The following is a 26,334-nucleotide window of genomic DNA, read 5'->3' on the forward strand; positions in this document are numbered from 1 at the left end:
CCCCCCCCCCCCCCCCCCCCCCCCCCCCCCCCCCCCCCCCCCCCCCCCCCCCCCCCCCCCCCCCCCCCCCCCCCCCCCCCCCCCCCCCCCACGCCCGTGCCGCGATCGGAGCCGAGCCGTGCACCGGTCGGGTCCGGCGCTGCGGCGGGCACCTGGTGGGCCGCGCGGGCGGGCGGCCTCGACACGGCTGAGGACCGGTCCGGTCCGGGGCCGGGCAGCGGGGAGGCGGAGGCACCCGCCTTCCCCGGTACGGCGTCGAACGCCCACGGGTCGGCTCCCGCGACGTGCCCTCCCGCATCCCCGGTCCGGCCCGGACCCGCGCTCAGGTCCGCGCCCCGAGCGCCGGGGTGCGGGCCGCGGCGCACGTCACCGACCCCGCGCTGGAGGGCCGTTGGCTCCGGCGCGCCCTCCGGGGGCCGCCTGTCGGCGACCGCGTCGCGGGCGACGCGGTCCCCTTCCCCGCGCAACACCATCCCGGTGGGCGCGGCCGGCCGCGGTGGTGCGGGGAGGGTGGGGGTGCCGTGCTCCCGCCCGGTTCCGGTCCCGCCGCTCGTGACCTCGGCCGTCACCGGTTCCGGGACCCGCCGCACGGTGCCGCGCCCGCCGAACAGCGGCGCGGTGCCGCCGGCCGGTACGGCCGCGGTCGGCGGCAGAGCGTCGAGGGGCGCGCCCAGACCCCCACGCGTGCGGGCGGTGGTGGAGCCACGGCGCACCCGCGTGGTGGGGCCGGACGATGCCGACGGCGGCGCGGGCGGGGAACCCTCGCTCGCGGAGGGCGCGCGCTGGATGTGGGTGGCGTCGCCGGCCCCGGGGGCCGGGTGGAAGGGAGCCGACCTCCCCGGTTCCCGGACGGCGGAGCCGCCGAGCGCGTGGGTGGCGCCGAGCGGTCCGTCCTCGGGACGAGCGGGTGCCTGCCCGCCGCCCGGTTGCGGCACTGCGGCCGGCCGGCCCGGCCCGCCGGGCACGCCCACGGCACGCCCGCCCGGCCACCGGGTGGGGGGCCCGCCGCCCTCGCGAGCACCCCGGCCTGCTCTGCCGGGCGGGTCCCCGGCCGGTCCGACCGGCTCCGAGGCCACGGGAACGATCGGCATCAGTACGGGATTTGACGTCATGTCAGCACTTTCGGAGCCGCCGGCGGCGGGCCCTGGCGCGGCGGTCACGGGCAGCGAGGTCAGTGGTGCGCCGAGGACGGGTCGGCCCGAGGCGGCGCCCTTCGTGGTAGCGCGCCGCACCACGCCGTCGGCGTGCCCGGCTGGCGGCGGCCCGGAGGCGGTGGCCGGGCCCGGGGCGGCACCGGTTCGCTCCGCCACGGTCCGCGTGGGGGTCTCGGGTGGGCCGGCGCTGGCGCTCGGCTCCCCCGGCGCCGCGGGCGGCGGCCCTGCGGCGGCCCGGTGCGCCGGTGCCGCGCCCGCGCGGCGCTCCCCGCTCCGGAGCGGGACCACCGACACCGGGCGGGTGGGCAGCGGCCGGGGGCGCGGCGCCACGGTCAGCGGTTCGCCGATCGGGCGCGGCAGCACCGGGCCGACCTGACGCGGGGACGTCCCGGCGCCGCGATCGGACGCCGGGTGCGCGCCGGCCGTCGCGGTGCCACCGTCGCCCTCCGTGGGAGCGCCCGGGCCGGCCCCACCGCCCCCGCGTGCCACCGGCGGACCCGGCCTGACGGGCAGTCGCCGCGCCCCCGGGGAGCTCTGGATCTGCCGGGTCTCCCCCGGCTCCGCCGGTTCCTCCGCCTCCGGCGCCATCGCCGCCGTCCCCGGCGCCGCCGCGTGCCGCAGCGCGAGCTCGTCCGCTCCGGCGACCGTGGTGGCCGCACCAGGCGGCCGTGCCACCGCCCGTAGGATCCCCGCCGGAGCGGTCGGGAGCACCGCGTGGCCGAGCGTGCCGCAGAGCGACGGGTCCTGCCAGGAGGCGAGCCGGGAGCGGAACCGCAGGCCGTCGCTGATCCGGGAGACCGGCCCCGCGATGGCCGGGGTCAAGGGCTCGACCGCGTGCCACCGCCCGTCCCGGCCGCCGGCACCGGAGTCCCGCCGGCCGGGCGCGCCCGCCCCGTCACCGCCATCGCCCGCGCCACCACCCACCGCCCCGCCGGCCCGCCGCCGGGTGAACCTGTCCCGGAACCCCACCCCGCTCACCCGCCTTCGTTGACGCGGGTGTTGATCCGCGCGATCTCCCGGACCCACTGCCCGCGTTCGCGGTGGGTCAGGTCGAGGATGTCCTCCCGCTGCCAGTGGAAGTGGTAGGCGATGTACGCGACCTCCTCGTACAGCCGAGCAGGCGCGTACGTCACGATTCCCCCAGGCGCCCACCAGCGAGGTCCACCTCGAAGGAGCCGTCGCAGTGCGGGCAGGTCACCGCGGCGCGCGTGTGGCCTTCGCTGTTGATCCGCTGGTAGAGGTCCTGGAGGAACGCGACGTCGGTGGCGTACATCTGCTCGACGACACCGGCGTGCACGTCGGTGACGGTGCCGAGCCTGGTGATCACGTGGCTCAGCAGCACCACGCTCAGGTACGCCGGGTTCTCCTTGACCCGCTTGTCGATCTGGGGCATCAGCTCGTCGCGCGCGGTGGCCAGGCGCATGGCGCCGTGCCGGTGCACCGTGCCGTCGTCGTCGACGTAGCCGAGCGGCAGCTCGAACTCGAACTCCGTACGCGGCCCGTGCCCCCGGGGGTCCGGGTGACCGGGGCGGCGCGGCTGCGGCGCGGCGGTCTGCGACGCCGGGGCCGGGGCCTGCTCCAGGAGTTCCTCAAGGCCGATCCGTCGCCTCATTCGACGGTGATCTCCTCGAACACGATGGTCACGGTCTCGGTCGCGGCGTTCGACTCGCCCGCGGTGAGCGTGGGGCCCTCCCAGCGGCTGGCCCAGGCGTTGGTCAGCTGGATGCGGCGCAGGGTGGCGCCGGTGGTGTCCTTGACCTCGATGGTGAGGTTCTGCCGCGCGGTGTTGATCGCGCCGTTGTTGAGGGTCTCCTTGATCCAGCTCGTGAACGCGCTGCTCTTGTCGAGACCGCGGGTGATCGTCACCTCGCCGGGCAGCCGGGCGCCGGGCTGCTTACGGACGATCAGCTTGCCCTGCTGGGTCACCTGCTTGTACTCGACGACATCCTGATCGACCGTCAGATTGGTGATCGCCTTGACGGACTCGACGTTGTAGCCGCCGAGTTGGACGCCGAAGATATGCGTGGAGAGCGGATCGCCTTCAGCCATGACTTCCTGTCACCTTCCGGTGGGTGCCGATGCTGCTGGTCACTCGTTGACGAGGCTCGTGCTGTCGGAGAACTGGGACAGCCGGAACACCACGAACTCGGCGGGCTTCACCGGAGCGACCCCGATCTCGCACACCACCTGCCCGAGGTCGATGGACTCCTGGGGGTTGTTGTCGCGGTCGCACTTGACGTAGAAGGCCTCGGCCGCCGTCTGGCCGAACAGCGCGCCGCGCCGCCACTCCTCGGTCAGGAACGCGGTGATGTTCCGGCGGACGCTGGACCACAGCCGGTCGTCGTTGGGCTCGAAGACCACCCACTGGGTCCCCAGGAGGATGGACTCCTCCAGGTAGTTGAAGAGCCGCCGCACGTTGAGGTAGCGCCAGGCGGGGTCCGAGGAGAGGGTGCGCGCGCCCCAGATCCGGATACCGCGCCCGGGGAAGGCGCGCACGCAGTTGACGCCGATCGGGTTCAACAGGTCCTGCTCGCCCTTGCTGAGGCGGAGCTCCAGGTCCACCGCGCCGCGGATGATCTCGTTGGCCGGGGCCTTGTGCACGCCGCGTTCGGCGTCGCTGCGCGCCCACACCCCGGCGACGTGCCCACTCGGGGGGACCAGCACGTTGCGGCCGCTCGCCGGGTCGAACACCTTGATCCACGGGTAGTACAGGGCGGCGTAGCGGGAGTCGAAGCCCGCCTCGTCGTAGCGCCAGGTGCGCATCTGCTGGGCGTTCAGGCCCGGCGGCGGATCCAGCACGGCGATCCGGTCGCCCATCTGCTCGCAGTGCGACATCACCGCCAGCTGGACGGTCCGCAGGCCCTCCGCGTCGAGGTCGCCGCGCTGGTGGGCGCTCATCAGGTCGGGGACCGCGACCATGGTGATCTCGTCGATCGCCTCCAGCCCCGCGAAGCCGGTCCGGGCCGAGGCGTCGCCGACGTACTCGGCGGGGTCGAGGCGGGTGGCGGGGGCGGCCGCCGGCGCGGGGGCGGGCGCGGCGGCGAGGGCGTGGGTCTGGCGCTCGGGGCGGCTCGGCGCGGTGCCGGGCTGCTCGGTGACCGTGACGAGCTTGGACTCCCGCAGCTGGGTGACGACATATCCCCTGGTGTTCTTGCGGGTCGACACGTCGTAGGTCTCGGCGACCTCGCCGCCCCTGCGGACCAGCAGCCGGAACCGGTCCTCCGGGACGTTCTCCCCCTCGGTGTCGGCGATCTCGACCGACACGTCGCCGCCCGCGCCGGGCAGGGCGGAGAAGAGGAAGCCCGCGACCGCGGTGGGCGGGGGCACGCTGCGGGCGGGGTCCGGCCCACCGTCGGCCGCCTGCCGGGCCGGGTCGCCGACCCGGACGATGTAGGCGGAGCCGCCGCCGTTGGCGAAGAAGCCGTAGACGGCGTGCGGCAGGTAGGTGCCTTCGGTGAAGCCGCCGAACGTCCGGACGTACTGGTCCCAGTTGGTCACCAGGGTCGGCTCGTGGAAGGGTCCGGTCTCGGCGAAGCCGACCAGGGCGGCGACGGCCGTGCCGACTCCCTCGATCGGCCGGGCACCGGACTGGACCTCCTCCACGTACACGCCCGGGGTGAGGTACGACGGCATGCTCGCTCCTTCGGGTGGCCCGTTGTTCGCCCCCCGAGTCTGCTGCCCGGCCACCTGCCGGGGACATGTCCCGGGGTTCCAGACCGGGGGCAAGGACGCTGCCCCCGGCGGCCACCGCCGCGGGTCCCCGCGGGGCGGCGCCGGCGGCGGGCCCCGTGGGGTCAGGCGCACTCGCCGTCCCCGAGGACGCCCAGCCACGACCCGAACTCGCCCTCCAGGACCAGGCGGCCGAGCTTGCGGTACTCGGCGACCACCGCGGACACCAGCTGCGCCATGCCCAGCGGCCGGCCCGTCTCGGCCGCCAGGTAGGCCGCGGTCACCGCGCAGGACCGGATGGAACCGCCGGCGAGCTCGAAGTGCCGCGCGCAGTACTCCAGGTCGAGGTCGTCACCGCGGGGCAGGTGCGGGCCCAGACAGCGGTCCCACAGGACGCGTCGCCGCTCCTCGTCCGGCAGCGGGAACTCCGCGATGACGTCCAGCCGCCGGGTGAACGCCTCGTCGAGGTTGGCGCGCAGATTGGTCGTCAGCACCGCGATCCCGTCGAAGGACTCCATGCGCTGCAGCAGGTACGCCGACTCCACGTTCGCGTGGCGGTCGTGGGCGTCCTTGACCTGCGAGCGCTTCCCGAAGAGCGCGTCGGCCTCGTCGAACAGCAGGACGCCGTTCACCTGCGCGGCCTCGGTGAAGATACGCTCCAGGTTCTTCTCCGTCTCGCCGAGGTACTTGTCCACCACGGTGGACAGGTCCACGACGTACAGCTCCATGCCGAGCTCGGCGGCCACCACCTCGGCCGACATCGTCTTGCCGGTGCCCGACTCCCCCGCGAACAGGGCGATCACCCCGCGCCCCCGCCCGCCGCCCGGCCGCATCCGCCACCGGCCGAGCACCTGGTCGCGGTGGGTGGCCCGCAGGACGAGCTCGCGCAGCCGGCGCCCGGTGGGTTCGGGCAGCACCAGATCGTCCCAGCCGACCGCGGGGTCGATCCGGCGGGCGAGACGGGCGAGTCCCGCACCGTTCTGGGCTCGCACCGCGGCCCGCACGTCCTCGGCGCGCACCGGGCGGCCCCGGGCGGCCGCCGTCCTGACCGCCACCTCGGCGGCCCGCGCCACCTGCTCCTGGTCCAGCCGGTACGGGGCGATCGCCTCGGCCAACTCGGCGCCCAACGGGGCCCGCGCGGGCTGCCCCGCCGGGCCGCCCGGCGGTGCCTGCGCCGCACTCAGCGCGCGTGCCCACTGCTCGGCGCGCTGCCGCGGGTCCGGTGGCGGAACGGTGATCACCAGCGGGCTCTCCCGCGCCCAGGCCGGATCCCACGGCCGGCCGCCGTGCACCACCAGCGGCACGCCGGCGAGCCGCGCGCACAGCTCGCGCAACAGCCGGACCCGCTCGGGGCGTTCGGGTTCGAGCCGGTCCAACGGGCCCAGCACGACACCGCTGCCGCGCAGCCGCGCCTCCCGGGCGAGCGCGCACACGGTGGCGTCCGGTGGGCGGGCGGCGAGCGCGGCGGCGTCGACGGCCAGGGGCGGCCGGCCGCCGGCCGCGAGGGCGTCCACCGCCAGCAGGCCGGCGTGGCCGCCCCGGTCCAGCAGGTACACCAGTCCGCTGCCGTCCGCCGCGGCGACGCCCAGACGGCGGGCCGGCTCCGCGGGCGCCTCGGCGCCCGGCCGGCCGAGCCGGACCAGCCCGTGCAGCGCGCTGTCGAACCGGTCGTCGCCGAGCAGATGGGCCGTCACCCGGTCGGGCACCCGCAGGATCCGGGAGAGCAGCGGGCGCTCCGGCTCGGTGATCTCCACCAGGCCACCGGCGATCAGCGGGGCCTGCGCCGAGAAACGGAAGCGGCCGGCTCCGGCTGCCGGCAGCCCGCAGAGTTCGAGCGCGAGCCCGATCGTCGGGCGGCGCTGGGTCAGGTCGTCGTTGAGGTAGCCGTAGAGCTGTTCGAAGCGGGCGTCGAGGTCGGGGGCGATCGCCACCAGGAGCAGTTCGAGGTCCACCGGGAGCAGCCCGAAGCCGCCGGCGAGCCGCTCGAGCCGGGAACCGGGCGGTGGGGGGGGGGGGGGGGGGGGGGGGGGGGGGGGGGGGGGGGGGGGGGGGGGGGGGGGGGGGGGGGGGGTGAGGGGGGGGTGCGTGGAGGTGGGGGGCGGTCACCACGGGGAGGAGTTAGAGTTCCACCGGAAGAAGCCAGAAGCCGCTGGCGAGGCTCGAGAGCAGGGACCTGGGGGGGGGGGGGGGCCCGCCCCCCCCCCCCCCCCCGGCCCCGCCCGCCGGGGCGCAGGTCGCCAGGATCCGCTCCACCGCCTCCGGGCTGAGGTACTGGCCGCGGTACGGGTCGTCCGGGTCCGGGTCGCCGGCCCTGCGGTCGCGGACCGCGGACCGGACCCGCTGCTCGACGCGCCGCAGCCGGTCCCACAGGTGGTCGAGGCCGGCCGTCGGGTCGCTCCTGGCCGCCCCGAGGTCGACGCTCATCGCGCCGGGCCGCCGCGCTGCCGGCGGCCCGGCGGCAACGGGCGCTCCCGGGGGGCCGCGAAGCCGTCCGGGCCGGGATCCGTGCCGCCGCGGTAGCGCAGCCGGCGGCCGGCGCCGGAGCCTGCGGCGTCCTCGGTGGTGTCGGTGGCGCGCACCACGAGCCCGTCGGTGACCGGGGGCCCCACGGGGCCGCGCCCGCCGGGCAGCGGGGCGAACACCCTGAGGTCGATCGAGGGTCGCAGCTCGCCGCCGAGGGCGGACCACACGTCGGACACCGACGGCAGGCCCGTGCCGCTCCCGGCGGTGTCGAGCCCGACGGTGAGCCCGAGCCGGGCGAGCGTGCCGGTGAGCACCCGCTCGGGCAGCGCGTCCACGGTCGTCAGGCACTGCAGCACCTCCGCCAGCAGTCGGTGCTCGTCCTGCGGCCGGTTGGTCCACGCCGTCACCAGGTAGGCCAGCTCGAACCAGCGGGGCGCGGCCCGCCGGCCGACGACCAGGCCGTCCGCGTCGTGCTCCTCGACGGCACCGGCCTGCCGGCGGGCGGTCTCCTCGCGGATCCCGTAGAGGAAGACGCTGACCGTCGGGGCGTTGCGCCGGGCGGCCCACTCCCGGGTGGGCGAGTCGAAGACGAGCTCGACCCCGCGCTCCGGCAGGCCGGTCTCGGCGAGCAGCAGCCGCAGCGCCTCGTCGACCTCGTGGATCACCGCCGTTCCACCTCCCCCGGCGGGCCGATGCTGCCCTCCACCACCAGGAAGGGGCAGGTCACCGGGGAGAACCCGGGTCCGCCGGCGGTGATGGTCCGCGGGCCCGTCTCGTCCTTGGGGAGGATGAGCAGCTGGCCCGCGAAGGTCCCGTCGGCCCTCGGGTAGGTGGGCGCAGCGGCCGCGGTGATGCCGGGCTGCCAGGTGAACCGCACCGGCACGCCGGGCGGGAAGTCCACGCCGCGCACGGAGGTCACGAAGCCGGGCTTGCCGATCGGCGGCACCGCGACGATGCGGGGCTGGAGGATGCGCAGCGGAGTGCTCGCCACGTGGGGTCCCGGGTCGGCGTCGGTGCCGGTGGTGGTCAGCACCGTGGTGACGGTGGTCCGCAGCGCCGCGTCGGGTGACAGCACCACCTGCACCACCTCGGTGCCGCCCGGGGACAGGTCGCCGAGCTCGCAGACTCCGCCCGTGCAGCCGGGGGGCAGGGGCTCGGTGGGGACGCCCGCGGGCAGGCCGAGCGACAGGTGCAGCCCGGTCGCCAGCGCCTGGCCGGTGTTGCGCACCGTGTAGCTGACGGTCACCCGGCCGCCGACGTAGCCGGGATCCGGCTGCGCGCCGACCGACACTCCCGGGCCGGCCTGCGGCGCGGGGAGCGCCTGCGGTGTGGACGTGGGAGGCGGTGGCGAGGGGGGTGCGGAAGTGGCGGGCGGTGCTGACGAGGGGGGCGGTGCGGCCGCGACGGGGAGGATCGTCTGCGCGGCGTTGTCCTCGGGGTTCGGGTCGACCACCGTCCCGGCCACGCTCCAGCCGAACTGCTGCTGGCCGACCTCCGTGCCGACGAGGGTGGCGGTCACCTGGACGACCGCGCCCGGTGCCAGGGTGCCGAGGTCGCAGCGCAGGGACTGCGCGTCGCACTGCCCGACCGGGGCGGTCAGCCCGTCGAGCCGGGCGCCCGTCGGCACCGACGCCGTGAGGACGGTGCCGGGCGAGGGCGCGGGGCCCTTGTCGGTCACGGTGATCGCCACACTGGTGCCGCCGCCGGGGTGGACCGGGGGCGCGCCGGCGGGCGCGCTCAGCGACAGGTCGACGGACTGCTGGATGCTCGGCTCCTTCTGGCGTCCCGGCAGCCGCCAGTCCAGGGGGGTGAGCGTGCCGGTGGCGAAGTCGTAGACCGACAGCCCCTCCGGCGAGTCGGGCGCCAGGGCCCGGCGGGAGGTCAGCACCAGCTGAGCGCCGTTCGCCGTCCAGGCGACGTCGCGGGGCTGGAACGGGCCCGTGGTGGAGGTGTCCGGCAGCGGGCGGTCGCAGGCGCTGGTGTCCTGGCTGAGCCCCGCGGGCAGGACCACCGTGCAGCCGCTGCCGCTCGACGACATGACCAGGACGCCGTCCTGCTGGTTGTCCCCGCCGTCACCGCCCTTGCGGTTGAAGGCGATGCGCTGCCCGTCCGGCGAGAACACCGGGCTGTCGTCGATGACGTCGCAGGCGCCCGGGCAGGCCGCCCGGCTCAGGTCGGTCTGCTGGGCGAGGTCGTCGACGGGCACGGTCCAGACGTGCATGTTGCCGGCGTTGCCGTTGATCGCCTCGGTCCTGCTGAACGCGATCAGCTTGCCGTCCGGGGACCAGAAGGGTTCGGTGTCGGAGGCGCCTTCCTGGCTGGCCGGCGGCTCCACGGTGCCCACGATCGCGCCGGTGGACACCTGGGCGATCATGATCCGCCCCGGTCCGGACTGCCCTTGGGCGCCGCCGGGAGACGTCCTGCTGAACGCGATCAGCTTGCCGTCCGGCGAGAAGGTGGGGTCGGTGTCCCAGTCGTTCGGGCCGCGCCCGGCGAGGTTCATCGGGTGCGGGTTCGAACCGTCGGCGTCGGTCAGCCAGATCCGTTCGATCCGGCCGGCCGGCGAGTCCTCGTAGCGGGTCACCACGATCTGCCGGCCGTCGGGCGTGTAGCTCTGCCGCTCGTACCACGGGTCGTAGCCCGGGCGGGGGTGGAACAGCGGGTCGGCGGCGGGGTCGGGGTTGGTGTTGGTGTCGGCGGCCGGGTCCTCGTTCAGCACGCTGACGCCCAGGTCGCGCGGGTCGCCCCCGTCGGGGAGGACGTCCTCCAGGTCGGCCGTGTTCGCGGCGACGGCGCTGGTCTGCGACACCACGGGCCCGCCGTCGGTCTGGCTGCCCAGCCAGGTCGGCGTCGCGATCAACCGGTTGTCGCTGTAGACCAGTTGGGGCGGGGTACAGGAGCAGGTCGGGGCACGGTAGACGTTCTGGACCGAGGTCAGGGAGCCGTCGGGCTGGTTGGGGCTCAGGAAGAGGACCCCACTGCCGTCGGGCAGCCAGGCGGCCGACCCGGTCTGCCAGGTGGAGCCGGTGGCGGGGAAGAACGGCCGGTCACCCCCGTCGGGCGAGGTGAGCACCAGCTGTGGGCCGCGCCCGCCGCCCTGGTCCCAGGTGTAGACGATCTGGTCACGGTGCGCGTCGTCGTTCACCGGGTTCCAGGCCGGGTCGACGGCGTTGCCGGTGGTCACCCGGGTGACTTCGGTCGGCGGACCGCCGGCCAGCGGCCGCAGGTAGATCTGGGTGTGCGCCGGGTCGCCGTCGCACGCGTACGCGACCCACTCGCCGTCGGGCGAGACCGTCGGGTTCGTCTCGTCGGCCGTTCCGTCGGTGAGCCGGCGCAGTCCGGTGCCGTCGCTGTTGATCACCCACAGGACCCGCTGGGACTTGCCGCCGGGTCCGCCGGGCTCCAGCGCGTCGAAGACGACGGCCTTGCCGTCCGGGGTCAGGGTCGGGTCGGCGGCGTCCATGCCGGTGGTCAGCTCGTGCACCCCGCCGGAGGCGTCGCGCAGGTACACCTGGGGCAGTGGGCCGTCCCGCAGGCTGGTGAAGACCAGCTGGCCACCGCGGGCCGAGGGGTCCTCGTCGAAGTGGGCGGGGCCGGGTCCGAACAGCGGTGTGCTGGCCCCCGTGCCGGTCACCTGGGCCAGGCTGCGGTGGTCCGTGCCGGCGAAGACGATCCGACCGGCGGCCGGGGCGGGTCCGCTGGACGCCGGATCGCGGGCCCCGGCCTGTCCGTCGGAGTTCGCGGCGCCGAGCGTCACCACGGCCGCCGTCAGGGACAGCAGTACCGCGACGGCGGCGCGGGCCGACCGCCGGATGGAGCGGGGAGTGCCGGTGGCGCCGATCACGCTCAACCTCACATGCCGAGACGGGCGGTGCTCCCGGCAGTCTCCCCGTCTCGGGTGCCCGGGGACAGACCCCGGGCACCCGAGACGGGGGTAACAACCTGTGTCCCCGAAGGGCAAACCACCGCGCCGGGGGCCTCAGATGAGACCGCGGCGCATCGCGTACCCCACCGCGTGCGCCCGGTTGCGCAGGCCCAGCCGCGTGGTGACCTCGTGCAGCACGTTCTTGACGGTGCGTTCGGAGTACGAGGTCCGGGCCGCGATCTCACTCGTGTCGAGGCCCTCGGCGACCAGCCGCAGCATCTCCGCCTCCCGGGCCGTCAGGGTCGACAGGGTGAGCCCACGCGGGTCGAGCATGGTGCGCTGGATGCTCCCGACCCGGTCGAGCAGCTCGCCGAGCAGGTCCCCGGGCATCACGCCCTCACCGTTGGCCAACGCGGTGATCAGGTGGACCAACCGGTCCTGGTCCGCCTCCGACCGGCGCAGCACGGCGGCGACGCCGCACTCGATGATGGTCTGCAACCCGCCGGCCTCGAAGTGGCCCACCACCAACCCGATCCGGCCCGACGTGCCGAGCCGCAGCCGGCGCAGGTGGTCGGCCACCGCGTCGTTCAGGCCGTCGACCACCATCAGGGTGACCTGGGCCTTCGCGACCTCGTCGTCGGTGAGCAGCTCCACCTCGGGCCGCTGCCGCAGCTGCTGGACGACGCCCGTCTGCAGGATGATGTCCTCCGCGTACACCGCCACCAGCACCCGGCCCGGATCGCCGCGCAGCTCGGCGGACGCGGCCCGGCCGGGGACTCGGGCACCGCCCAACTGCGTTGCCACGGCAGCGTGATGAGTCGTGGCTGCCTCATGGATTCTCTCGATCGACGTCATCAACCGTTCCGTTCTGCCTGTGCGGCGCCAGTGGAGGTGTGGTGATGACGACCGGCTGCCACATCGCGGGGCCGGCCGTGAGCCTGCGTGGAGCGTGGAGCGTGTGTCGAGCGGCCCGCGGCAACCGGGCCGGGCAGGGCCGGGTTGTTCGCGCGGGCAAGGGGTGTGCCCGCGGCTTGCCCGCGCGGCTCTCTCCCCGGGGCGTCCGGCGGCCCTACCGTCGCGCTATGCCCACATCCGCCGAACTCGGCCTGCCCGCACTGACGGTGGCGCCCGGAGGGGTGGCCACCACGACCCTGACGGTACGCAACGACACCGACATCGTTGAGGCGTACTCGTTGGAGGTGGTCGGCGACTGCGCACCGTGGACGACGGTCGAGCCGGCCCGGGTCTCTCTCTACCCCGGGACGTCCGAGACGGTGACGGTCCGCCTCGCACCACCCCGCTCCCCCGAGGTGCGGGCCGGTGAATTCCCGCTCGGCATCCGGGTGTTGCCCACCGAGCGCCCCGAGCTGGTGGCCGTTCCGGAGACCACGGTCACCGTGACGCCGTTCCACGAGCTGCGCGCCGCGCTCGCTCCCCGCCGCCGCCGCGGCTGGCTCCGCGCGCGCCACCGGGCCTCGGCCCGGAACCTGGGGAACGCTGCCGGCACCGTGACGTTCACCCCCGGGCAGGCCGGCGAGGACCTGCGGTTCCGGGTCACCGCGGGCCGGCTGCGCCTCGAACCCGGCGAGTCCGGCGAGGTGCGGGTGCAGGCCCGCACCCGCAAGCTGATCTGGTTCGGCAAACCGGTCACCTGGCCCTTCGAGGTCGCCGTCGGCCAGGACGAGGACACCGACGGCAGGACCGCGGACAAGCCGGGCGACCGACCCCCGGCAGCCGGCCAACGGCACGTGCTGGACGGCGAGTTCGTCCAGCTCCCGATCTTCCCCAGGTGGTTGCTCGCGCTGCTCGCGGCACTGCTCGCGCTGCTGCTGGCCTGGTTCGCCCTGGTGCGCCCGGCCGTGCAGAGCTCCGCCAAACAGGCCGCGGAACAGGCCGTCGCCCAACAGAGCGCCGCTCCCGGCACGCCGCCCGGCGCCGGCGCGGCCTCGCCCGGCTCGTCCGGCGGCGGCACCGGCGGCCAGACGCGGCCGGGGAGCGGGCCGCAGAACAACGGTGGTGGGGGCGGCGGCAACGGCAGCCCCGGCCTGGCGGTGCCGGGGACCGGCCAGCAGAGCTCCGCGACGATCGACGTGCAGACCGCGAGCGGCGCCTCCACGGTGGGCAGCTACCAGGTTCCGCAGGGCAAGGTCTTCGGCATCACCGACATCGTCATCGCCAACTTCCAAGGCGACCAAGGGCTGTTGACCATCAAGTTCGGCGATCAGACCATCACCACCATCGCCTTGGAGACCTTCCGCAACCAGGACTACCACTGGGTGACTCCCATCGAGGTCCCCGAGGACCAGACGGTGACGGCGAACGTGACCTGCCAGCAGCCGGGCACCCCGGCCTCGGGGAAGCAGGCGTCCTCGTGCCACGAACTGCTCAACGTCAGCGGAGAACTGAGCGACCTCGAACCGGGAAACTGAAACGGTGTGCCGGGCGGCCCTCCCTCCCCGGGCAGCCGCCCGCCCGGAAGTCTCCGCCGGATGCCCCTGAGATGTCACCCGGTCCCCTTCGTCGGAGCCGACCGGTTCATCTCTGCTGTCACCATATCCCTCTCGCCCCTTGGCCTACACCATGCTCGTGTCAACACATGATGGACACCATGGCCGGTTTGTGAAACCGTCAACAACAACGCGTGGTCGCACGAGACCGACCGGTTCGCCCTCGCGGGACAGTCGGGGTGGCCCCCGCGGACGGCGGAGGCTGCCCCTCGGTGCCGGTGACGTTCCGCCGGTCCCGTTGTAGCGTTGCGCGGTTGAGCTGCCGGGGGCGGGAGCGGGAGCGCGCACCGTCCGCCGCGGGCGGCGCAGGCCCTCGCTCGACGCGGGTTCCGTGGGACGGTCCGGACGGCGCCGCTCGGGGCGGGCGGCGGGCCGGTGTCAGGCGAGCCTGCGGGCCTCGATGAGGAACCGTGTGGTGTGGGCCACGAACGGGCCCTCGCTCTGGATCCGGTCGTGCAACTGCCGCAGCCTGTCGCGGTACTGGTCGACGGTGAAGCCGGGCACCATCCAGATCACCTTCCGGAGGAAGTAGATCACCGCGCCGACGTCGAAGAACTCGGTACGAAGCGACTCCGAGCGCAGGTCCACGACCTCCAGCCCGGCGGGCGTCGTGGGGGTGGCGCTTGCGGCGCACCTCCTCCGGCTGCGGGCCGAGGAAGTACTCGACCAGCTCGAAGACGCTGGCCGGGCCGACCTGCTGGGAGAAGTACGTGTCGCTCGGCCGGAGCACCCGGGCGATCTCCTCCCACCAGACGGTGACCGGGTGTCGACTGACCACCAGGTCGAACGCCCCGTCACCGAACGGCAGTGGGGGCGCCGCCGGTCTGGCCGTCCAGGGCGGCCGAGGCCCGCGCCATCCGCTCACTCATCATGCCCTGGTAGCCCCACGACGGGCGCTGCTCGGTGGCTCGCCCCCGCAGCCAGGAGAAGTCCCAACCCTCCACCGGGGCCGACTCCGCCTCCGCCACCAGATCCTCGAATGTTCGTGCCATACCGGTATCGTCCCAGCCCAGTCCACGGATCGGCGACCGCATAATCGGCCGGAGCGACGCGTCGTCCCGCCCCGCGGGCCCGGGCGGGCCGCGAAGTGGTGCGGGTCGGACCGCTCAGCTGGCGGCGTCCCACAGGTAGCCGCCGCTGCAGGTGTACTGGCCGTTGTTGGGCTTGTAGACCACCAGGTTGCCGTCGGTCTGGAAGCACACGTAGGCGCCGGGGTTCCCCCCGGTGCGCGAGTTCCACAGGGCGGTGCTGCCCGAGTAGACCACGAAGTTGCCGTCGGTCTGCGCGTCCGCCACGGTGGTCCCGGGGTTCACCGTGCCGCTGTACCAGAGCGCCGCGCCGCCGGGGCCGTAGACCACGAGGTTGCCGTCGGCCTGCATGGCCAGCTCGTAGCTGCCGGAACAGAGGTTGACGCCCTGGGCGAGGCTGGTGCCGGGAGTGAGGGCGATGTTCCCGGTGGTGCTGACGGTGCAGTTGGTGAAAGCGTCCGGGTGCACGACCGTCCGTGCCGCCTGGATGTCCGCAGTGGTGAGGGCGAGGACCGGCGCCTCGGCCGAGGCCATCGCGGTGCCGGGAGCGACGAGGGCCGCCACGGCCACGGCGGCGACCGTGACGGCGACGCGAGTGGCTGACAGTGCTCTGCGAAGAGGCATGGTGATGCCTTTCTGCTCGACGATCGGCCCGCCGCGGGGCCGTCCAACGATTAGCAGACCCACACCAACTCCTGACACTGGCAAGGATGTTCGTCGTCCGACTGGCCTGATGCCGCCGGATTCTGGCCATCCGGTCCGCCTTGACGCGGCGCGGGGGCGGTGCCGCGGGACGGCGGCGGAGCCGGTCGCCGGTCCCCGGGCGGGTCACCGCGATCAGGCCAGCGGGTGTGTCACCGGTCCCGACGGAAGCACGTGCGAGTGGACCCAGGTGGGCGTGCCGCCCGGGCGGCGCGATCTTCGAGGCCCGGCATGTCGAGCCGACCGTTCGGCAGGAGGTGCTGCCCCGCCCCCTGGCCAGGCGAACGTGGACGGCGTGCCCAGGAGCATGGGAAGGACCGCGGGGAGACTGTCCGGGGCGGGGGTCGCCGCCGCACCCGCCGGGCTTCCCCAGCACCCCGGCCGTCGCCCGTTCCAGGTGCGCCGCGCGGCCCCCTGCTGCGGGAGAACGCACTCGTGCCCAGAATGGGACCTATCGAGATCCAGGCCAGGCGAACTGCCGGGTGCGGAGGATTTCGCGACGGTGACACTCCGTAGGTATGCATGGTGCAGCGAGAAACCGGGGACCTGCGGTTGCTGGCTCGACCGGGCGGCGTGCGGCAGCCCCATCCCGTGCTGGCGACGACGCCCTTCCTGGTCATCGCGGCGATCACGCTCACCGATCTTTCGTTCACCGCCTCCATTCATCTGGGCGACCTGCTGATCATGGTCCCCGTGGTCACCGCCTGGTACGCCAGCCCCCGGCTCACCGGGCTGGTCGCGGCCGCTGCCGTGGCGGCCCTAGCGGCCATCTACGCGGTACGCCAGTCGGCATCCCCACCGCAGATGGTGGCCCTGATCGTGACCTCGGCGTTCTGCACGGCCACCCGCTACCTGTCGAAGCGGCACCAGCAAGAACTGGTACAGGTGCGAACGGTCTCCGAGGCCGCGCAACTCGCCGTGCTGCCCGACCTGCCCCACCGGCTCGGGCCGCTGCGCCTGGTCTCCGTGTACCTGGCCGCCGAGGACGAAGCACACATCGGGGGAGACCTCTACGCCGCCGTGCGCACCCCCACGGGGACACGGTTGATCATCGGCGATGTCCGGGGCAAGGGCCTGACCGCCGTCGGCGACGCCGCCCTGCTCATCGGCACGTTCCGGGACGCGGCCCGCGAGCAGGCCACTCTGCCGGAACTCGCGGCGTACCTGGACAGGAGCATCCGCAGCAACATGAGGGAAGCCGCGGAACCCGAGGAGGCCGAGGAGTCATTCGTCACCGCCACGATCCTCGACGTTCCCGACGACGAGCCCGTCGTGCGGAGCATCACCTGCGGCCACCCGCCCCCCTTGCTCCTGCGGGCGAACGAGGTCGTGACGCTCAACGCCAGCCAACCCGCGCCCCCGCTGGGCCTCGGCATGCTGACGGAAACCACCTACCACCTCGAGACCTTCAGCTTCCGTGCCGACGAGACCCTCCTGCTCTACACCGACGGCGTCATCGAGGCCCGCAACGCCCTCGGAGCCTTCTACCCCCTCACCGAACGGCTCACCACCCGCACCCACTGCCATGCCAAAGCGCTCCTCGGCCATATCTGCGACGACCTGGTCAGCTACGTCGGCGGACGACTCAGTGACGACGCGGCCATGATCGCGATCGAACGTCACGCGACCAAGGGCGAACGGGACTCGACCACGAGGAGCTGAGACCCGACACGGGGAGCGGCTAGTCGCGGGTCAGGACGACCTTGCCGCTGACCGTGCCGGACTCCGCCAGGCGCAGCGCCTCGGCCGCGCGGGTGAGCGGGAGCTGGACGGCGATGCGGGCGGTGATGTCACCGCCGCGGAGGGCCGCGAACACCTGGGTGAGGTCGGCGCGCAGGCGGGCGCGGAAGCGGGTCCTGCTCAGTGCCCGGCCGGCCCAGATGTTGTAGAAGTAGGCCCGGCGGCCGTTGGGCAGGGTGTTCCAGAGCCAGGTGCGGGCGAGGATCTTCAGCACGGGCCGCTGCTTGGAGCCGGTGTCGTCGCGGGTGGAGGCGCTGCCGTAGGCGACCAGGGTGCCGCCGGGGGCGAGCAGGTGCCAGGAGTCGATGACACTCCGGCCGCCGACGTGGTCGAAGACGGCGTCCACCCCGCCGGGCGCCAGCTCCCGGACCCGGGTCGCAACGTCTCCGGCGCGGTAGTCGACCGGGATCACGCCGAGCTCGCGGAGGGCGTCGTGGTGCCGGGCGGAGGCCGTGCCGATCACCTTCGCACCGGCCGCACTGGCCAGCTGCACGAGGACGGAGCCCACCCCGCCGCTGGCGCCGTGTACCAGCACGGTCTGCCCGGCGCGCACCCGCGCCCGGCGGTGCAGCATCTGCCAGGCGGTGATGCCGTTGACCACCACGGTCTCCGCCTCCGCCGCCGTGAGGCCGTCCGGGACGAGCACGGCGTCGTCGGCGTCGACGAGTACGTGGCTGGCCCACCCGCCGACCTTCACCAGTGCGGCCACCCGCCGCCCGACCAGGCTCGGATCGACGCCCTCGCCGATGGTCAGCACCCGGCCCACCAGGTCGTAGCCGGGCACGAACGGGAAGGGCGGCTGGTGGTAGTACCGCCCGCGGCGCATCTGCTGCTCGGCGAACGAAACGCCGCTCGCCTCCATGGCGATCACGATCTGGCCCCGGCCGGCCACCGGCACGGCGCCATGGCGGATCTCCAGGCCCTCCGGAGCCACGATGCCCGGCAGAACGACCTGGACGAGGCGTTCGGTCTTCATGACCATCCCCTTTTCATAGACACTGTTGCGTTCGTTAGAAGTTGTAACAGCATTCCCGAGCGAGAGTCAAGAAGGATGGTGATAACCTCTAACGAGACGTAGACGCTGTAGTCATGAGGTCTGGAGGCGGGCATGGCCGAGTCGGACGCGAGGACCCCCCGGGAGCGCTACCGCTCCCAGGTGCGGGAGGAGATCAAGGAGCACGCCTGGGAGCAGATCGCCACCGCCGGGGCGTCCGCCCTGTCCCTCAACGCCATCGCCAAGCGGATCGGGATGAGCGGGCCCGCCCTCTACCGGTACTTCGCCAACCGCGACGAGCTGATCACCGAGCTCATCCGGGACGCCTACCGCAGCCTCGCCGACACCTTCCGCGCCCGCGCCGCGGCCGGCTCCGACCTCGCCGGGCTGGCGGACGCCCTGCGCCGGTGGGCCCTGGACGACCCGCAGCGCTACCTCCTCGTCTACGGCACCCCCGTGCCCGGGTACCAGGCCCCCGAGGACACCACCCGGATCACCTCCGAGATCATGGCCGTCCTGCTCGACGCCTGCGCCACCGAGCAGCCACCCGCCACCCCGGCGACACCCCTCGACGAGCACCTGGCCGAACACCGGTCCTGGGCACGCGAACACCAGGCCCCGCCATCGGCGCTCCGCCGCGCTCTCGCCTTCTGGACCCGCCTCCACGGCGTCCTGTCCCTCGAACTCGCGGGCCATTTCACCGGTATGGGACTCGATCCCACGGAGCTCTACAACGCCGAGGCGGAGAGCCTCACCAACCACTGACAGCACGACGCGGACCCGCCGCACCCACGGCGGTCAACGACCGGCTCTGTCGCGGGAGCACGTTCCGCACCCCGCCGCCCGGCCCGCCCGGGCGGCACTCACCCGGGACCGCCCCGGCCGCGGGGGGCGACGAACGCGCTCAGCCGGGCCACTCCCTCGACCGCCCGCGCCCACGGTCCGTCCAGGGCGAGGACCGCGATCCCCGCGGTCGGGAACTTCCGCGCCACCTTCCCCCCGACGTCACCGGCCAGCGCCAACACGAGCTCCTGCACGCCCGGTTGGTGACCCACCAGCAGCACGCACCGCCACTCGTCCGGCAGTTCGCGCACCACCTCCAGCAGGCGGGCCCCGCCCGCGCCGTAGACTCGCTCGTCGAACACCAACCGCTCTGGCGGCGCCCCGAGTTCACCGGAGACCAGCTCCCAGGTCTGCCGGGTGCGCAGCGTGGGCGAGCAGACCACCGCGTCCGGACGGATGCCGGCCTCGCGCAGCCAGCGGCCGGCCGCCGGGGCGTCGCGCAGCCCCCGATCGGCCAACGGCCGCTCCTCGTCCGGCACATCGGGCCAGGCGGACTTGGCGTGTCGCAGCACCACCAGCCGCCGGCACGGCACCGCGTGGACCTCGGATCCGGCGCGGACGGCCCCGGCCGTGGTGGGCGCGCCGGGCCCGGAGCTGTCGCCGGTGGCGTCCGGACCGTTCAACACCCGGTCGTGTTCCTGCTGGTCGGCACGGGCAGGTCCGCGCGGGGCGGCGACGGTCCCGCCGTTCACCTGCCGGACAGGCGCCGGCGGGCGGCCTCGATCTCGGCCTCGGCGGCGGCCCGGCCGGTCCAGTCCGCGCCCCGCACCGACTTGCCGGGCTCCAGGTCCTTGTACACCTCGAAGAAGTGCTGGATCTCCATCCGGTCGTGCTCCGGGACGTCGTCGATCTCCTGGAACTTCGCCAGCCGCGGGTCCTCGGCCGGCAGGCACAGCACCTTGTCGTCCTCGCCCTGCTCATCACCCATCCGGAACATGCCCAGGGCCCGGCAGTGGATCGTGCAGCCCGGGAACGTCGGCTCGCCGACCAGGACCAGCGCGTCCAGCGGATCCCCGTCCAGACCGAGGGTGCCCTCGATGTAGCCGTAGTCGGCCGGATAGCGCGTGGAGGTGAACAGCATCCGGTCCAGGCGGATCCGCCCCAGCGCGTGATCCATCTCGTACTTGTTGCGGGACCCCTGCGGGATCTCCACCGTCACGTCGAACTCCATCGCTGCCTCTCCTCGGCGCCCGTGCTGTGGCTGGCGACCGGGCCGGGAGACGGTCCACGATGATCACACGGACACAGTCCGCCTACCGGTCAAGGTAGGGGCTGTTGTCGGCTCGAAGCCGCGGTTCACGGCAAGCCCCACCGCCGTACGACGTTGCCACAGTACGGCGCACCCGAGGCCGCGGCCAACGACCGCCACGCCGCCGAACGGCGCGCCACGCCCGCCACCGGCGCGATCGGCGGGGCGGCCACCGGGTGGCGCCCGGCCCGTCCCACGGCCGGCCGCCACGGACCAGGTCTCCCCGGTGAGCGGCGCTCCGGCGCGGGGACGGGCGCGGCGGGTCAGCGGGCCGCGGTGGCCGCCGCGTGGACAGCGGCGACCAGGCGGGCGTTCTCCGGAGCCGCACCGCCCGGGAAGGCGAAGCGACGGCGGTTGTAGCCGTAGGCGAGGCCGGAGCGCGGATCGGCGAGGGACAGCTGGCCGGCCGCACCACTGTGCCCGAACGCCCCCTGCCCCAGGCCCGGGTAGCTGCCGTCCACCGCGAGGAAACCGAGTGCGAGGGCGTTGTGGTCGCGCGTCACCACGTCGTAGCCGACCGAGTGGATCTGCCCGAACAGCGCCACCGTCCGCGCGCTCAACAGCGGCCCGAGCCCGCCACCACCGCTGATCGCCGCCGCGTACATCCCGGCCATCCCCCGCCCGGAGGCCACGCCACCCACCGAGGCCGGCCCCTTGGCCCGCACCACCACGTGATTCGGCAACTCCTCCAGCGCCGGTGCCTTGGGGTGGTTGCGGTTGAACGCGATCCCGGTCAGGCTCTGGTCGCCCGTCGCGGCCGCCGCCAGCTGGGCCTCCTGCTCCGCCGTGGGCCGCATGGGCAGCGTGGTCGCGAACCGCTCCTCCAGCGCGGACGGCAGGCCGAGGTAGAAGTCCAGGCCGTAGGGGGCACGCACCCGCTCCTCGAAGTGCTGCTGGATGCCGCGCCCGGTCACCCGCCGCACCACCTCGCCGGTCAGCGCTCCGATCACCAGCGCGTGGTAGCCGAACGCCGTTCCCGGACGCCAGTAGGGACGCTGGGTGGCGAGGCGGGCGGCGATCACCTCGTCGTCCGCCAACTCCTCGACGGTGAAGCCCGCGTCCGCGCCCACCAACCCGGCCCGGTGGGCCAGCAGCTCGCGCAGGGTCACCTCCTGCTTGCCCTCGACGGCGAACTCGGGCCAGTAGTGGCTCACCCGCTCATCCAGGTCCAGCACCCCGTCCTGCACCAGCAGCGCGACCACCAGGTAGGCAGCGCCCTTCGTGGCGGAGAACACCCCGGTGAGCGTGTCGGCGCCGAAGTCCGGCCCGGTCCACAGGTCCACCACCCGCTCACCGTGCACATGGGCCGCCAACTGGCCCGCGTAGTCGTCCCCTTGCTCGGCGGCGACCGCCGCGAACTCCTCGCGAACCGACTCGAACCCCTCGGCAACCGTGCCCCACACCACAACTCCTGACCGCATGTCCAACTCCTCACACCGACGTGCTCGAAATCCCTGAGGTCACCTCAAGCAGCGCGCCCCACACCGCTATTCCCGCCCACCGCATCGGCCGGTGGGGGCACGGGAGGTGGAGCCCCGGACGGGCGGCCCCCGGAGCGGTCGCGACCCGCTCGACCGGTCCCGCGTCAGTGGTTGACGGCGGATCCCCGCACCGGAGATTCCCGCTCGGACGGGTCCGGCTCGGACGGCTCCGGCCCCAGGACCAGCACGCTCCAGTGGACTCCCGGGCGGTGGTGGAGGTCGGCGCGCTCGCCGAGCCAGAGCGGGGCCAGGCCGACACCGCGGGCGAGGTCCACGGTCTCGGCCGCGGACACCTCGAACATCCGGCGGCCCGCCGGGATCGGCCCGTGCCGAAGGGTGAGGACGACCCGGCCGGCAGGCGCCAGCAGCCCGGGCAGCCGGCGCATGGCGCGGGCTCGTTCCGGCCGGTCCAGGTGCATCCAGACCGCGGCGGCCAGGATGAGGTCGAACTCGCCCCGCACACCAGGTAGTTCCGGAAGGAAGGAGTCGATCCAGTCGATCTCCGCGGCGGCGTGCCGTCGTCGGCCGATCCGGCGCAGCTCGGGGGTCGGCTCGACGGCGGTGACCCGGTGGCCGCGGGCAGCCAGCGCGGCGGCGTCCCGGCCGGTGCCCGCGCCGAGGTCGACCACCCGGCCGGGGACCGCCGGAAGCAGCGGCAGGACGTCCCGGTGGACCTCCTCGAAGGTCACGCCCTCGTACTGCTCGGCCAGTCGCTCGGCCGCCACGCCGTACCCCGCCGCCCCGGCCGGCAGCGGGCCGGCCGGCGCCCGGCCCGCTCCCCGCTCCCAATTCCGCATGTCAGAAGCGTACTTCGGCAGCGGGGTCGGGCGGGGACGGCAGCCGCCCCCGCCCGACCGGACACCGCCGGGTCAGGACGGCGGGACCAGCGACCAGATCTGGTTGGTGCCGCCGTCGGCGTGCCACTGCAGTACCACGCCGCCATCGGAGAGCGAGCTGTTGTCGAGGTCGACCAGCAGGCCGTCGTAGACGCTGCGCAGCTGGATCCGGTTGGGTCCGGCGTCGACCAGCGTCCAGCGCGAGTTGCTGTTGCCGTCGTCGTGGTACTGGATCAGCTGGGTGCCCTCCGCGGTGGTCGGGCCGGGGATGTTGAGCAGCTTGCCACTGTTGGCGTTGACCACGGTGTAGACCCCGTTGCCCTGCGCGTTGAACGTCCAGAGCTGGTCGGGCCGTTCGTTGTCCTCCCACTGGAGGATCGCCGCGTCGTCCGCCGTGGAGTCGTAGTTGACGTCCATCCGCCCACCGCTCGCCGCGTTGACCAGCTTGTACCGCGCGCCCGGGACGGGCAGCGGGACCAGCCGCCAGTGCTGGCTCGCCGCACCGCTCGCGGTGGACTGGACGGCGGGCGCGCCGGCCGCCGCGCCCGAGCCGCCGGCCAGGTCGAGCGCCTGGCCGTCCGAGCGGGCGGTGACGGTGTAGCCGCCGTTGCCGTCCGGGGTCAGCCGCCACTGGGAGTTGGCGGCGTCGTCGTCGTGGTACTGGATCAGCGGGGTGCCGCTCACCGTGGTGCCACCCGGGATGTTCACCAGCAGGCCGCTGTTGACGTTGTCGATCTTGTAGTACCCGTCACCGGTCGGCACCAGCTGCCACTGCTGGTCGGCGCCGCCACCGACCGGCTGCTGCACCACAGCGGCGTAGTCCCCGGTGGCCGCGCCGCTGACGTCGAGGGCCTGGCCGGTCGCCGAGTTGACCAGTTGGTAGTGCAGCGCGGTGTAGTGCGTGCCGGCCGCGGGGGTGACCCGGAGCAGTCGGCTGCCGTGCGCGGGGAGGGTGGCGGAGAAGCTGCCGTTCGCGCTGCCGAGGTCGGTGTGGCTCCACAGGTCGCGCACCGCGGCCGAGCCGCTGAAGCCGACGTCCGACCAGCGCGCGGTGACGGCGGCCGGGCTGTCCCCGAGGTTGAACAGGGCGACGGTGTAGCTGCCGTCGCCGTTGGGAGCGGCCCAGACCTGCTGCTGGGTCAGCCGGTCCACCGGCGAGGCCGGGTGGCCGGCCTGGTCGACGCCGATCACCTCGTCGTTGTCGAGCAGCGCGAGGTCACCGCTGTCCAGGTTGGTGAGGTCCGTGCCGAGCAGCAGCGGCGCGCCCACGATCGCCCAGAGGGTGAGCTGGGTCTGCCGTTCGTCGGTGGTGAGTCCGTCGTTGGCGCCGTTGCCGACCTCGACCGAGTCCAGGTCGTTCCAGCCGCCGGGGCCGGCGTAGGAGGTCCACTGCGGCGCGTCGCCGAACCGGCTGGCAACCCGGCTCCAACTGGTCAGCGGGTAGGAGGAGCTGCCGCAGTAGCACTCGATGTCGCCGTCGATCCGCCAGCCGTTGGCGTAACTCTGCCAGGTGGAGGCGTTGTTGACGTCGAGCGAGTTGGAGAGTTCGAGGTGGATCGGGCGGCCGGTCTGGTTGAGCGCCTGCGACCAGTGCTGGATGTCGGGAACGTCCCAGTCCCCCACCCCGTCGATCTTCAGGTAGTCCACTCCGTACGAAGCCAGCTGGTCCGCCCAGGAGTTGAGGAAGGCCTGGGCCGCCACCGGGTTCTTGGCGTAGTCGATGTAGTACATCGAGCCGGAGCCGAAGTTGTAGTTGGTCTCGTAGCTCGTCGTGTTGGAGACGATGTCCCGGGCGTGGAAGGAGGTTCCCGCGATCGGTGTGTTCTGGTTGTAGGCGGCGACCGGGATACCCGGGGTGAGGTACATCCCGAACTTCTCGCCCAGGCCGTGGACATAGCTGCCGACCGCGCCCATGCCGTCCGGGAAGCGGCTCGGGTCGGTCGCCCAACGACCGTAGGAGTCCACCGTGGTGGAGGGGTTGAGGTACCAGAAGTCGTCGATGTTGACGTACTGGTAGCCGTGCGAGAGCAGGCCGCTGGTGGAGAGCGCCTTGGCCTCGGCCTCGATGTTCGCTTCTGTCGGATTCTGCCGGAGGTAACTCCAGCTGCTCCAGCCCATCGGGGGGCTGAGCGCCACGCCGTTGGCCTCGGCCCGGGCCGGGGAGGCCGACAGCAGGGCCGCCGGCGCGGCCGCCGCGACGAGCGCCAGGGCTAGCACGGGACGGAACAACCGCCTCGCGGCCGTGGAGAATCTGGACAACTGTCCTCCGTGGGGTGGGTGGGCGCGGGCACCCGCGGCCGCGGGCACCGCCATGGTGCCGTACCGCAGCGCGAGCTGCGACAGAACAGTCCGAAGAGTTATCAGGTTCGGACAGAATCAAACGACTTAGCACACATGACAGCGCAGTGCGGCGGCCATGTCAACGGATCGCACCGGACTGCCCCGCCCGCCCCACCCGGGCGTGCGGCGCGGGGACCCGGACGGCCCAACCGCCGGGTCCCCGCGCTGTCGCCGAACGGTCGCACCTCAGCTCAGGTCGACCGACTTCCCGCTCGGCGCGGTCTCCCGCGCCTGTCCCGCCGCCGTGGTCCCCTGCCGCAGCGTGTCGAGGATCGCCAGCCCCTGCCCGACCACCCCGGCCGCCAGCTGGTTCACCCCGTCCGTCCCGTTCAGCACGGTCAGGTTGGCTCCGGCCAGCCCCCGGGCCGCCGCGTCCACCAACGCCGGCAGCTGCTCGACGATCCGGTTGGCGGCGATCAGCTCCTGGTTGCCGCCGCGCAGCGACTCGGCCCGCGCGGCGTTCGCCGCCGACTGCGCCTCGGCGGTGGTCCGCTCGGCGTACGCGCTGCCGTCCGCCTGGACCCGGACCGCCTGCGCCTCCGCCGTCGCCAGCGTGGTGCGCCGGTACGCCTCACCCTCGGCCTCGAACTTCGCCCGGTCCCGCTGCGCCTCGGCCAGGGTGCGCTGCCGGTACGCCTCCGCGTCCGCCGGGCGCCGGACCTCGGCCTCCAGGCGCTGCGCGGCCAGCTCGGCCTGACGCTGCGCCAGCAGCGTCTGCTCGGCGATGACCTCCTGCGAGGCCTTGGCCTCGGCCAGCGGTCCGGCCTGCGCGGCCCGGGCGTTGGCCTGCTCGGTCTCGGCCACGAACCCCGCCCGCTTGATCGCGGTGTCCCGCTCGTACTGCGCCTTGAGCGCGGCGGCCTCCTGCTCCCGCTCGGCGGCCAGCTGGTCGGCCTTGGCCTGGGCGATCCGGGCCTGGCTGGCGACCGCCGAGGCGTGCGGGGCGGCCAGGTTGGTGATGTAGCCGGAGGCGTCCTCGATCTCCTGGATCTGCAGCGCGTCGACCACGATCCCGAGCTTCTCCATCTCGGTGTGGCTGCCCTCCTTGACCTCCTGGGAGACCCGGTCCCGCTCCCGGATGATCTGCTCCACCGTCAGGCCGCCGACGATCGAGCGCAGGTGGCCCGCGAAGATCCGGCCGACCAGCTCCTCCATCCGGTCCTGCTCGGCCAGGAAGCGCCGGGCCGCGTTGGCGATCGAGACGAAGTCGTCGCCCACCTTGAAGACGGTGACCGCCCGCACGGTCAGCCGGATGCCCTGCTGGGTCACGCAGTCCTCGGCGATCTCCGCCTCCCGCAGCGCCAGCGAGAGGATCCGGGCCTTCTGCTTGACCGGCATCACGAAGCTGCCGTGACCGGTGACGATCCGGAACTGGGTGTCCTGCGCCTGTCGCTTGGAACCGGAGATCAACAGGGCTTCGTTCGGCGCGGGAACGTGCCAGAACAACATGGCGGACTCCTCTG

At 73.9% G+C, this 26,334-nt stretch carries 21 protein-coding genes and 1 pseudogene; 4 read left to right on the forward strand and 18 right to left on the reverse strand.

What is annotated here, in order from left to right:
* The first annotated feature begins 1,110 nt into the window (after positions 1-1,110).
* On the forward strand, positions 1,111-1,530 hold the full coding sequence (locus ACZ38L_RS21445; protein ID WP_465695851.1) for a hypothetical protein: 420 nt from the start codon (positions 1,111-1,113) through the stop codon (positions 1,528-1,530).
* 598 nt (positions 1,531-2,128) lie between these two features.
* On the opposite strand, the gene ACZ38L_RS21450 is transcribed toward ACZ38L_RS21445, so the two are convergent.
* The 9 genes from ACZ38L_RS21450 to ACZ38L_RS21490 all read right to left on the reverse strand — a co-directional run bounded on the left by ACZ38L_RS21450 (position 2,129) and on the right by ACZ38L_RS21490 (position 12,006).
* Positions 2,129-2,287: a DUF6760 family protein gene (locus ACZ38L_RS21450; RefSeq protein ID WP_465695853.1), complete on the reverse strand. Its 159-nt coding sequence runs from the start codon at positions 2,285-2,287 to the stop codon at positions 2,129-2,131.
* Complete coding sequence (locus ACZ38L_RS21455; RefSeq protein WP_465695854.1) at positions 2,284-2,766, reverse strand: hypothetical protein; 483 nt, start codon at positions 2,764-2,766, stop codon at positions 2,284-2,286. Before ACZ38L_RS21455 ends, ACZ38L_RS21450 begins: the two co-directional genes overlap by 4 nt.
* On the reverse strand, positions 2,763-3,203 hold the full coding sequence (locus tag ACZ38L_RS21460) for a phage tail protein (protein WP_396562780.1): 441 nt from the start codon (positions 3,201-3,203) through the stop codon (positions 2,763-2,765). The genes ACZ38L_RS21455 and ACZ38L_RS21460 overlap by 4 nt, the downstream gene beginning before the upstream one ends.
* A 39-nt stretch (positions 3,204-3,242) precedes the next feature.
* On the reverse strand, positions 3,243-4,787 hold the full coding sequence (locus ACZ38L_RS21465; RefSeq protein ID WP_465695860.1) for a phage tail sheath family protein: 1,545 nt from the start codon (positions 4,785-4,787) through the stop codon (positions 3,243-3,245).
* A gap of 161 nt (positions 4,788-4,948) precedes the next feature.
* Positions 4,949-6,784 carry an ATP-binding protein gene (locus tag ACZ38L_RS21470; protein WP_465696019.1) on the reverse strand — a complete coding sequence of 612 codons (1,836 nt, stop codon included), beginning with the start codon at positions 6,782-6,784 and terminating at the stop codon, positions 4,949-4,951.
* Between the two features lie 157 nt (positions 6,785-6,941).
* Positions 6,942-7,247, reverse strand: a complete 306-nt coding sequence (locus tag ACZ38L_RS21475; protein WP_465695864.1) for a hypothetical protein — start codon at positions 7,245-7,247, stop codon at positions 6,942-6,944.
* Positions 7,244-7,951, reverse strand: a complete 708-nt coding sequence (locus ACZ38L_RS21480) for a Pvc16 family protein (RefSeq protein WP_465695868.1) — start codon at positions 7,949-7,951, stop codon at positions 7,244-7,246. Before ACZ38L_RS21480 ends, ACZ38L_RS21475 begins: the two co-directional genes overlap by 4 nt.
* Complete coding sequence (locus ACZ38L_RS21485; protein WP_465695870.1) at positions 7,948-11,130, reverse strand: hypothetical protein; 3,183 nt, start codon at positions 11,128-11,130, stop codon at positions 7,948-7,950. The genes ACZ38L_RS21480 and ACZ38L_RS21485 overlap by 4 nt, the downstream gene beginning before the upstream one ends.
* Positions 11,131-11,265: 135 nt before the next feature.
* Positions 11,266-12,006 (reverse strand): helix-turn-helix transcriptional regulator, encoded by a 741-nt coding sequence (locus ACZ38L_RS21490; RefSeq protein WP_465695872.1) that lies wholly within the window; start codon positions 12,004-12,006, stop codon positions 11,266-11,268.
* Positions 12,007-12,233: 227 nt separating this feature from the next.
* On the opposite strand from ACZ38L_RS21490, the gene ACZ38L_RS21495 reads away from it, so the two are divergent.
* Positions 12,234-13,580 carry a COG1470 family protein gene (locus ACZ38L_RS21495; RefSeq protein ID WP_465695874.1) on the forward strand — a complete coding sequence of 449 codons (1,347 nt, stop codon included), beginning with the start codon at positions 12,234-12,236 and terminating at the stop codon, positions 13,578-13,580.
* A gap of 456 nt (positions 13,581-14,036) precedes the next feature.
* Here the strand turns inward: ACZ38L_RS21495 and ACZ38L_RS21500 are convergent.
* Together ACZ38L_RS21500 and ACZ38L_RS21505 are read right to left on the reverse strand one after the other, a co-directional pair.
* A pseudogene (locus tag ACZ38L_RS21500) lies at positions 14,037-14,650 on the reverse strand (SAM-dependent methyltransferase).
* A 114-nt stretch (positions 14,651-14,764) separates the two neighbouring features.
* Positions 14,765-15,310 carry a hypothetical protein gene (locus ACZ38L_RS21505; protein ID WP_465695877.1) on the reverse strand — a complete coding sequence of 182 codons (546 nt, stop codon included), beginning with the start codon at positions 15,308-15,310 and terminating at the stop codon, positions 14,765-14,767.
* A gap of 600 nt (positions 15,311-15,910) precedes the next feature.
* Here ACZ38L_RS21505 and ACZ38L_RS21510 point away from each other — a divergent pair.
* Positions 15,911-17,050: a PP2C family protein-serine/threonine phosphatase gene (locus ACZ38L_RS21510; protein ID WP_465695881.1), complete on the forward strand. Its 1,140-nt coding sequence runs from the start codon at positions 15,911-15,913 to the stop codon at positions 17,048-17,050.
* 19 nt (positions 17,051-17,069) lie between these two features.
* Here the strand turns inward: ACZ38L_RS21510 and ACZ38L_RS21515 are convergent, their stop codons facing one another.
* The gene (locus ACZ38L_RS21515; protein ID WP_465695883.1) at positions 17,070-18,104 is read right to left on the reverse strand and encodes a medium chain dehydrogenase/reductase family protein; all 1,035 of its coding nucleotides are present in this window, start codon (positions 18,102-18,104) and stop codon (positions 17,070-17,072) included.
* 132 nt (positions 18,105-18,236) lie between these two features.
* Between ACZ38L_RS21515 and ACZ38L_RS21520 the strand changes: the two genes are divergently transcribed.
* Entirely contained in the window at positions 18,237-18,887 is a 651-nt protein-coding gene (locus ACZ38L_RS21520; protein WP_465695885.1) for a TetR/AcrR family transcriptional regulator, read from the forward strand.
* Between the two features lie 98 nt (positions 18,888-18,985).
* Here the strand turns inward: ACZ38L_RS21520 and ACZ38L_RS21525 are convergent, their stop codons facing one another.
* From ACZ38L_RS21525 to ACZ38L_RS21550, 6 genes are all read right to left on the reverse strand, one after another.
* Positions 18,986-19,657 (reverse strand): SixA phosphatase family protein, encoded by a 672-nt coding sequence (locus ACZ38L_RS21525; protein WP_465695887.1) that lies wholly within the window; start codon positions 19,655-19,657, stop codon positions 18,986-18,988.
* On the reverse strand, positions 19,654-20,136 hold the full coding sequence (locus ACZ38L_RS21530) for an inorganic diphosphatase (protein WP_465695889.1): 483 nt from the start codon (positions 20,134-20,136) through the stop codon (positions 19,654-19,656). The genes ACZ38L_RS21525 and ACZ38L_RS21530 overlap by 4 nt, the downstream gene beginning before the upstream one ends.
* A gap of 341 nt (positions 20,137-20,477) precedes the next feature.
* Positions 20,478-21,635 carry a serine hydrolase domain-containing protein gene (locus tag ACZ38L_RS21535; RefSeq protein ID WP_465695892.1) on the reverse strand — a complete coding sequence of 386 codons (1,158 nt, stop codon included), beginning with the start codon at positions 21,633-21,635 and terminating at the stop codon, positions 20,478-20,480.
* 164 nt (positions 21,636-21,799) lie between these two features.
* Positions 21,800-22,492, reverse strand: a complete 693-nt coding sequence (locus tag ACZ38L_RS21540) for a class I SAM-dependent methyltransferase (RefSeq protein WP_465695895.1) — start codon at positions 22,490-22,492, stop codon at positions 21,800-21,802.
* 72 nt (positions 22,493-22,564) lie between these two features.
* Positions 22,565-24,790 carry an alpha-galactosidase gene (locus ACZ38L_RS21545; protein ID WP_465695897.1) on the reverse strand — a complete coding sequence of 742 codons (2,226 nt, stop codon included), beginning with the start codon at positions 24,788-24,790 and terminating at the stop codon, positions 22,565-22,567.
* A gap of 267 nt (positions 24,791-25,057) precedes the next feature.
* Positions 25,058-26,320, reverse strand: a complete 1,263-nt coding sequence (locus ACZ38L_RS21550; protein ID WP_465695899.1) for an SPFH domain-containing protein — start codon at positions 26,318-26,320, stop codon at positions 25,058-25,060.
* Positions 26,321-26,334 lie beyond the last annotated feature (14 nt).

It is taken from the genome of Kitasatospora sp. NPDC024654 (assembly GCF_055559155.1).

Excerpts from the sequence above, each read along its gene's own strand:
- ACZ38L_RS21540 (WP_465695895.1), bottom strand. The coding sequence starts at position 22,492 with ATGCGGAATTGGGAGCGGGGAGCGGGCCGGGCGCCGGCCGGCCCGCTG.
- ACZ38L_RS21475 (WP_465695864.1), bottom strand. The coding sequence starts at position 7,247 with ATGAGCGTCGACCTCGGGGCGGCCAGGAGCGACCCGACGGCCGGCCTC.
- ACZ38L_RS21535 (WP_465695892.1), bottom strand. The coding sequence starts at position 21,635 with ATGCGGTCAGGAGTTGTGGTGTGGGGCACGGTTGCCGAGGGGTTCGAG.
- ACZ38L_RS21455 (WP_465695854.1), bottom strand. The coding sequence starts at position 2,766 with ATGAGGCGACGGATCGGCCTTGAGGAACTCCTGGAGCAGGCCCCGGCC.
- ACZ38L_RS21520 (WP_465695885.1), top strand. The coding sequence starts at position 18,237 with ATGGCCGAGTCGGACGCGAGGACCCCCCGGGAGCGCTACCGCTCCCAG.
- ACZ38L_RS21515 (WP_465695883.1), bottom strand. The coding sequence starts at position 18,104 with ATGAAGACCGAACGCCTCGTCCAGGTCGTTCTGCCGGGCATCGTGGCT.
- ACZ38L_RS21550 (WP_465695899.1), bottom strand. The coding sequence starts at position 26,320 with ATGTTGTTCTGGCACGTTCCCGCGCCGAACGAAGCCCTGTTGATCTCC.
- ACZ38L_RS21505 (WP_465695877.1), bottom strand. The coding sequence starts at position 15,310 with ATGCCTCTTCGCAGAGCACTGTCAGCCACTCGCGTCGCCGTCACGGTC.
- ACZ38L_RS21465 (WP_465695860.1), bottom strand. The coding sequence starts at position 4,787 with ATGCCGTCGTACCTCACCCCGGGCGTGTACGTGGAGGAGGTCCAGTCC.
- ACZ38L_RS21460 (WP_396562780.1), bottom strand. The coding sequence starts at position 3,203 with ATGGCTGAAGGCGATCCGCTCTCCACGCATATCTTCGGCGTCCAACTC.
- ACZ38L_RS21445 (WP_465695851.1), top strand. The coding sequence starts at position 1,111 with ATGTCAGCACTTTCGGAGCCGCCGGCGGCGGGCCCTGGCGCGGCGGTC.
- ACZ38L_RS21530 (WP_465695889.1), bottom strand. The coding sequence starts at position 20,136 with ATGGAGTTCGACGTGACGGTGGAGATCCCGCAGGGGTCCCGCAACAAG.
- ACZ38L_RS21510 (WP_465695881.1), top strand. The coding sequence starts at position 15,911 with ATGGTGCAGCGAGAAACCGGGGACCTGCGGTTGCTGGCTCGACCGGGC.
- ACZ38L_RS21490 (WP_465695872.1), bottom strand. The coding sequence starts at position 12,006 with ATGACGTCGATCGAGAGAATCCATGAGGCAGCCACGACTCATCACGCT.
- ACZ38L_RS21495 (WP_465695874.1), top strand. The coding sequence starts at position 12,234 with ATGCCCACATCCGCCGAACTCGGCCTGCCCGCACTGACGGTGGCGCCC.